The sequence below is a fragment of the Moorena sp. SIO3I6 genome (assembly GCF_010672095.1).
The window spans coordinates 1-6,073 of record NZ_JAAHHU010000281.1 but is presented as its reverse complement, the minus strand read 5'-3'; the positions used below and the strand labels follow the sequence as shown (position 1 = coordinate 6,073).

The 6,073-nt window shown below is 41.4% G+C and carries 6 protein-coding genes and 1 pseudogene; 1 reads left to right on the top strand and 6 read right to left on the bottom strand.

Annotated features, from left to right (window positions below; translation table 11 throughout):
- Nucleotides 1-34 precede the first annotated feature (34 nt).
- Both F6K49_RS34035 and F6K49_RS34030 read right to left on the bottom strand, forming a co-directional pair.
- Nucleotides 35-1,345 (bottom strand): putative sulfate exporter family transporter, encoded by a 1,311-nt coding sequence (locus tag F6K49_RS34035; protein ID WP_293018458.1) that lies wholly within the window; start codon nt 1,343-1,345, stop codon nt 35-37.
- 165 nt (nt 1,346-1,510) lie between these two features.
- On the bottom strand, nt 1,511-1,693 hold the full coding sequence (locus tag F6K49_RS34030) for a hypothetical protein (RefSeq protein WP_293070303.1): 183 nt from the start codon (nt 1,691-1,693) through the stop codon (nt 1,511-1,513).
- Between the two features lie 17 nt (nt 1,694-1,710).
- Here F6K49_RS34030 and F6K49_RS34025 point away from each other — a divergent pair, with 17 nt between their 5' ends.
- Complete coding sequence (locus F6K49_RS34025; protein ID WP_293018454.1) at nt 1,711-1,860, top strand: hypothetical protein; 150 nt, start codon at nt 1,711-1,713, stop codon at nt 1,858-1,860.
- A gap of 11 nt (nt 1,861-1,871) precedes the next feature.
- Here the strand turns inward: F6K49_RS34025 and F6K49_RS34020 are convergent, their stop codons facing one another.
- The 4 genes and pseudogenes from F6K49_RS34020 to F6K49_RS34005 all read right to left on the bottom strand — a co-directional run.
- Nucleotides 1,872-2,060, bottom strand: a complete 189-nt coding sequence (locus F6K49_RS34020; RefSeq protein WP_293103751.1) for a hypothetical protein — start codon at nt 2,058-2,060, stop codon at nt 1,872-1,874.
- 568 nt (nt 2,061-2,628) lie between these two features.
- Nucleotides 2,629-3,318, bottom strand: coding sequence for a hypothetical protein (locus tag F6K49_RS34015; protein ID WP_293103748.1), 690 nt, complete (start codon nt 3,316-3,318; stop codon nt 2,629-2,631).
- 60 nt (nt 3,319-3,378) lie between these two features.
- A complete protein-coding gene (locus tag F6K49_RS34010) occupies nt 3,379-5,811 on the bottom strand; it encodes a CHASE2 domain-containing protein (RefSeq protein WP_293018448.1) in 2,433 nt (810 codons plus the stop codon).
- Between the two features lie 80 nt (nt 5,812-5,891).
- Nucleotides 5,892-6,073 (bottom strand): annotated as a pseudogene (locus tag F6K49_RS34005) (hypothetical protein); the annotation flags it as partial.

Genomic DNA, 6,073 nt, shown 5'->3' with positions numbered 1-6,073 from the left:
ATCAAAAAGATTAGGGATTTTCGGATAGTGTTTATCACTGTGCTAACTCCGGTATAGGAAAAATAATTCCGCTTAACATTAGCCAAGCTATAGCCAAAGTCAGCACAATGTTAAAACTCTGCCCTACCAAATAAAGAATCATGGGTTTACCACCCTGAAGTTGTGTCCCTAAATCCCGAAAGTTCGAGTCTAGACCAATGGACAAAAATGCGATACAAAATAGCCAGCCGCGATAGGTCTTGGTTTGACTAAGAATCCCTTTAACTGTATCCATTCCCATCAAGGGAATAAAAACAAAGGATACTAACACAGAAGCAGCTATAAAACCTAAGATAAACTTGGGCAAACGTACCCATAATTCCCTCATTTGTGGTTTAGGAGCATTTGGCTCGCGCTCTACACAAAAGACCCAAAATAAAGCGATCGCAAAAGCTATCACGCCGATCAGCATATTTTGAATCATCTTTACTAAAGCAGCAGCTTGACCAGCGATTTCCCCTACTGTTTCACCAGCAGCGACAACTGCGCCAGTAGAATCAATGGTTCCCCCCAGCCATGCCCCACTGACTAATTCATTCATACCCACAGCCTTGACAAACAAGGGCATGATCACCATCATGGCAACGGTAAAAATGAGAGTCATCCCTACAGCTAAAGTCAACTCGTTTTTCTTCGCCTTACAAGCTGCTGCTGCTGCAATAGCTGCTGATACACCACACACTGATGTGGATGTGGCGACTACCATCACCAGTGATTTCTGCTGCATGTTCAGAACCCGAGTACCAAACAGATACATAAATATGATCACAATAGGCGTAACCAGCCAAGCGATCGCTAAACCATAGGGTCCGAATTCCACAATTCGGTTAAAGAGAATTTCTGCACCGAGAATCACTAAGCCAGTCTTGATGTAATATTCAGTACGCACCGCTGGCATCATCCACCTTGGTGTACCAATAGTATTGCTGATGATTAGTCCAATCAACAATGCCCAGAAAGCATAGCCGAGGTTAATTGCTTTAGCGGTCTGTGAATTCCCCAGTATATAGGATAAAACTGCTAAAAGAAAGATAACCAAAAAGCCTGGTATCATGTTTCTGCCTTCTTTTCCCTTCATTACCAGGTTGCCAAGGGTAAACAGAGCACATAAACCAATGGCGAGCAATGCCAGTTTAGGAAGCAATTCCCAGGGGAGTGCCGATAATAGATCTATCCCTTTCCATTTGGGCATCTTTGGCACAACGGTTATGATGCCACTAAACACTGTCCCCAATAACAGCAGACCAATCCATACAGACCACCAGTCTTCTAATTTGTAAAGGTTAGACCATTTTGTTTGACTCATTAGTAGATTTTATTTTACCCTGGAACGCACCACCGAAATAATATCAATTCATAATACCAATTCGTAAAAGTAGCACGCTAAGATGCAGATGGGAAGATGGCGATCTCCCCACGCCGGGGTCAGTTTCTTTAACTATTTCTTATTCCCTGGGCAGAGCGCTATACTTTATTCTCGGTAACGATTGCTCCTAGTGGTACTTTCAAAGGCTCTAAACTCGAAATCCCCTGAAAGCCAACCAGAGCTAGGGAAATACGTCGGCGCTACCACAATGACCGAAACCCAAGGTTCATGTAGGGTGGGCAGTGCACCAGACAGATAATGAAGCTTGCAAAGCGCGTTGGTAGGCACTGCCCACCCTACGATTAATGACTACGATTAATGACAATGGTGCAAGATCTCAGACATACGTCGGCGCTACCACAATGACCGAAACCCAAGTGCAGCAGCGACTGCATCAAGAGAAGGAAATACTGCTGATAGACGCTAGATCTGCATCTGCTTTTGAGGCTATTTAGGAGGGTTTATCTTAAAATCCCAGTACAAACTGCTGGTCGAACCTGAACATAAATTCAACTGTAAACCCATTAATTCCTTCCCAGGAAAGATTTAGAAACACAGGAGCAGCCTCTGCTTTATAAACGTAAGATGCGATCGCAATACACAGAGCAACACTGGTGAGTGCATTATTAACAATTTTGGCAAGTTTTTTTTTCATTTTTATATTATCTCGACTACATTTGGTTACTAATGACTGTTCAAACAAAAATTAACTTTAATGGCTGATTAGATTGGTAGTTGATCAATTCCCTAGCAACGAGAGGTTATAACTAACAGCGCTAATATAATTCAGGAGCTCCCTCAAACTCCTCAATGAAGTTGATAACTATAGCTTCCTATGCCGTTCCAGGTTTCTGTAAAAACAATCAAGTGACGTTGATTATAATGATCTTATCAAATGCTCCGGACAACTTGTATCAAGTTATTATCAATATAATCAAGGAAGTTGTGAAGAGAGCTTTAAGGAAATATGAAACTAGTTTAGGACTTAGGCAAAAATAGTCAAAAACAACTATATGTAGTCTTAACTACAGGTATATTTGCTGTCTAATTCCTGTAGTTAAGACTAGTATCGTTAGATTATGAAAACTAAAAATTATGAATTGTGAAGACTGATAATACCTGATTTCGACATAACAAACTATCCTCTGATTGAGGAGCTTCGAGTCAGGAGTCAGACTAATTGATTTTTCAGTAATTTTTAAGATAGATAAATTCGCCCTTGACTACTCACAAAACTCTTGATATAATTCCTCAGTATTAGTTTTCCAACTATCTAAGTCCCCAAACACGGAAATCACTCGTACCACATCTAGGAAAAGATCCTGATCAGCAAAGTAACTCGCCAGCTGAGCAGTTTTATGCTCAGCTGGCAATTCAGCTTGGATAATCCGATACGCTTCACCACCCATAACTTGAAAGGGAATAGTTTCGGTATCTGTAATTAGTTGTCCATTATTATCAGTTGTGTTATACTGTACCCAGTAATAATATTCTTTACCTCGTTGAAGTGGCTGACCTTTACCATCAGCATTGTAAATAACACTAGTCTGATTATCGTTTACCTGATAAGACCATAAGGCTTTTCCATAGCGAGAGGAACGAACTTGAATGATATTAACACTTCCTTCCCAAGCAAATAGAGGTTGGTCACTCCAGGTGCGATAGGCAGCAATATTAGGAGAAATTGAACAAAACTCTCCATGGGTACCTGCTTCATCTTTCTTCCTACGAAAAATATCTCGGATCTTAGCCCATACAGATTGTGTTTTCTGTTTGGTTTGACTCACTGCTTTCGCTACTTGATTCCCTTGACTGGTAAACGAAGCTGCAATTGATACTGATGAGGTCGGAAAACTAATACTCATCGTTCCAGTAATTAGCAGTAGAGAAAAGACTCTAATTAATCGATACATAGGATTTAAATGTTAAAGGCTTGCCGGGAATTAAATTAATAATTACCAATTAATAATTAACTAAATAATATAAAACCAGAGTATAATGGATGGTAAAGCTATAGGAATTAAAATAGAAGCTGAGATATAAGCCTGTAGTCCGATTATTCCATAGACCGCTGTAGCACCAACTAAGATCAATATTGATTGCTGTCGTTTTTGAGGCTTTTGCTGCAGCAGTACCAGGGTTGTTCCTTTTCCTAACAATGCTGCTAATAGAATCATCCAGCTGTCGGGAATTAATTTTATTGTATGCTGCGATAAAAAATGGTGAACCATGTAAGCATGGGCTTCACCTCCGGTAAATACCTTGGGACAAGTATCTGGTGGCTTTCTGGTTCGATTCAGTGGATGACACCAATATTCAATAGCTAGAGGTAGAGAAAAATTATCCTCTGCTTCATCATATCCCCCAGAGGCAATGATAACCACTTGCTGCTCAATGTTAGGAAAGTCACTTTTGAGGAATTCCCAAGCAGGCTTGTGCTCATAAGCCTGTTCTGGAGGAATAGAAAAGTCAATAATATAGCGCATCCCTAAAGGTAGATTCTTTGGTTTGAGAGATGCGTTCGCGTAGCGTGGCCTACGGCCAATCGCATTATCCTGGCTACTGACTTGCTGAAGATACTGACTAACTTGCTGATGAAAGTTGGTGGTACTTTCAACATTAGGATTTAATCCTATCCCGTGGTTTGGCTGTTGGTGCAACTGGTGTGATAGAGCCAGTAGATAGGCAAAAGGACATGACTTGTTGCAGGTGGCATCCTGGGGGAGTTCCATATCCCAACGGAAAAAGGTAATATCCCCTTGTAGACTCCATTTAGGGCTAGCAATTTTGGGAAACACCTTGCGATTTTTATCCTGATTGACCCCAAAGACAAACCAGGTATCCTGTTGACTGACAGCGGATTGAATCGCACTAGCCAGTTTTTCCTCTCTTGGTTCTTGGGTATGCAGCAGATAATCAATTCCAATTACCTTAGCGCCTGAGTTAGAGAGTTGTCTGACTAATTTGCCAAGGTATTCCCGTTCCATCGGCTGGGTTTTAAAGCCTTTTATCTCCAGTTGCGCCTGATTGATTGAGTCTTGATCAATAGCAATTAACAGTACAGAGCGTGGCTTGGCGGAGGATAACCCATCCCGAGGAAACTGGTTTGTGCTATCGCGATAGACCGCTTGAAGAAACGTTCGCCCATCTAGCAACATGTCTTGTACAGGAACCATAGCGCTAACTAAAAGCACACTAGCTAATGCGATCGCTTCTTTTGGTTTAGGTAGCCACTGCTGAAGTAGTTTCTGGTAACCCCAAGGCTCAATCCGAAATGGCTTAGCACCATAGGGACTAAAAAACGAAGGAATCAGGTAAGCTGATGGATAAACAAACTTCTCACCTACCTGTAAATTGCGACAAGCTGCCAGCATTGCTTCCTGGACATCCTGATACTGAGCTAAGCGGCTGCAAAATTCTTTGAGAAATACATGAGCAACACTATCATGAACTTCCTCCCGCATGATCACCACTTGCAATCCTAAATCAGCCAACCGATTCGCTATTTTTAGACCATTACAGGAGTTAAAGACGCACAACTGAAGTCCCTGATTTTTAGCAGTAGTTAGGTATTCCTTTATTTCACTGATAGATACCAACTGCTCTGGCGCGATCGCTAATTTTCCATCAGTAACTTTTGTTTCATCACTATGACCCATAAAAAATAGAGCATCCCACCCCCTTTCATCCGTTATTTCTGCCGCCAGTGCTGCTTTAAGATTAACCCCATCCTCTTGCTGTTGCCAGTCAAAGAACTCTACTTGAGCAACTCCTTTGAGCAACTTAACAGCCTGCTTATCTTTCTCCAAATTCAGATCTGTATTATCCCCCAAAATCGCTAAAATCCGAGGTTTACCATGGCGCAGGTTATTATCTAGCGCTATTGTTTCTCCCTGAGTGGTCATCGGAATCCTGGTAATCCGAATGGTTCCACTGGGGATATCCTCTAGAACCAACTGCCATGCTTCCCAAGGAAGCCGTGCCAATTCCACAGAATCGCAGGCTATAAAAATAGCTACTTCTCGATAGGCTTCTGCTGTCTTATTTGACTGTGATTCCTTTCTAGCAATAGTGAAAATTTGATGTTGAATTGTTTCTCGAATAGTCTGTAATTGACCTAACCACCGTTGAAAAACATCCAGAAATATCTCTTTTGCTTCTTCTAATTCATGTCCCAAGTCATCGACTACTGGTGTGATGGCACCACTAGATAATTCTCTTGCTCGCAATTTCGGGTAAAACTGGAGGTAAAGGTATCGCCACTCTTCATAACAGTCTATTACTTTAGCTGGATAGTCCAACTTTGCGGAGACTTCCTGTCCGTGATTACCCCGTAAATAAAACAGACAGGATGAATCAGCTTGCCAAATATTTAGTCTAAAACTACTTTGATGATTAGTTGTCATTTGTTCCTTGTTTATTCCCCCTACTCTCTACTCCCTACTCCCTACTCCCTACTCCCTACTCCCTACTCCCTATTAAAATATCATAAACATTTATCAGGCTCAAAAGCAAAGGGAAGTAGAGTTAATGATGCTCCGTTACTTAAAGAAATGGTTACTACAAATTTTTGGTTCCAGCTACCTGCTACTGCAACATGGAGATAACGTTCATTTACCAATACCGCTTCAGAGACAACACCAGTGAATTCACTGATTCGTAACTTCA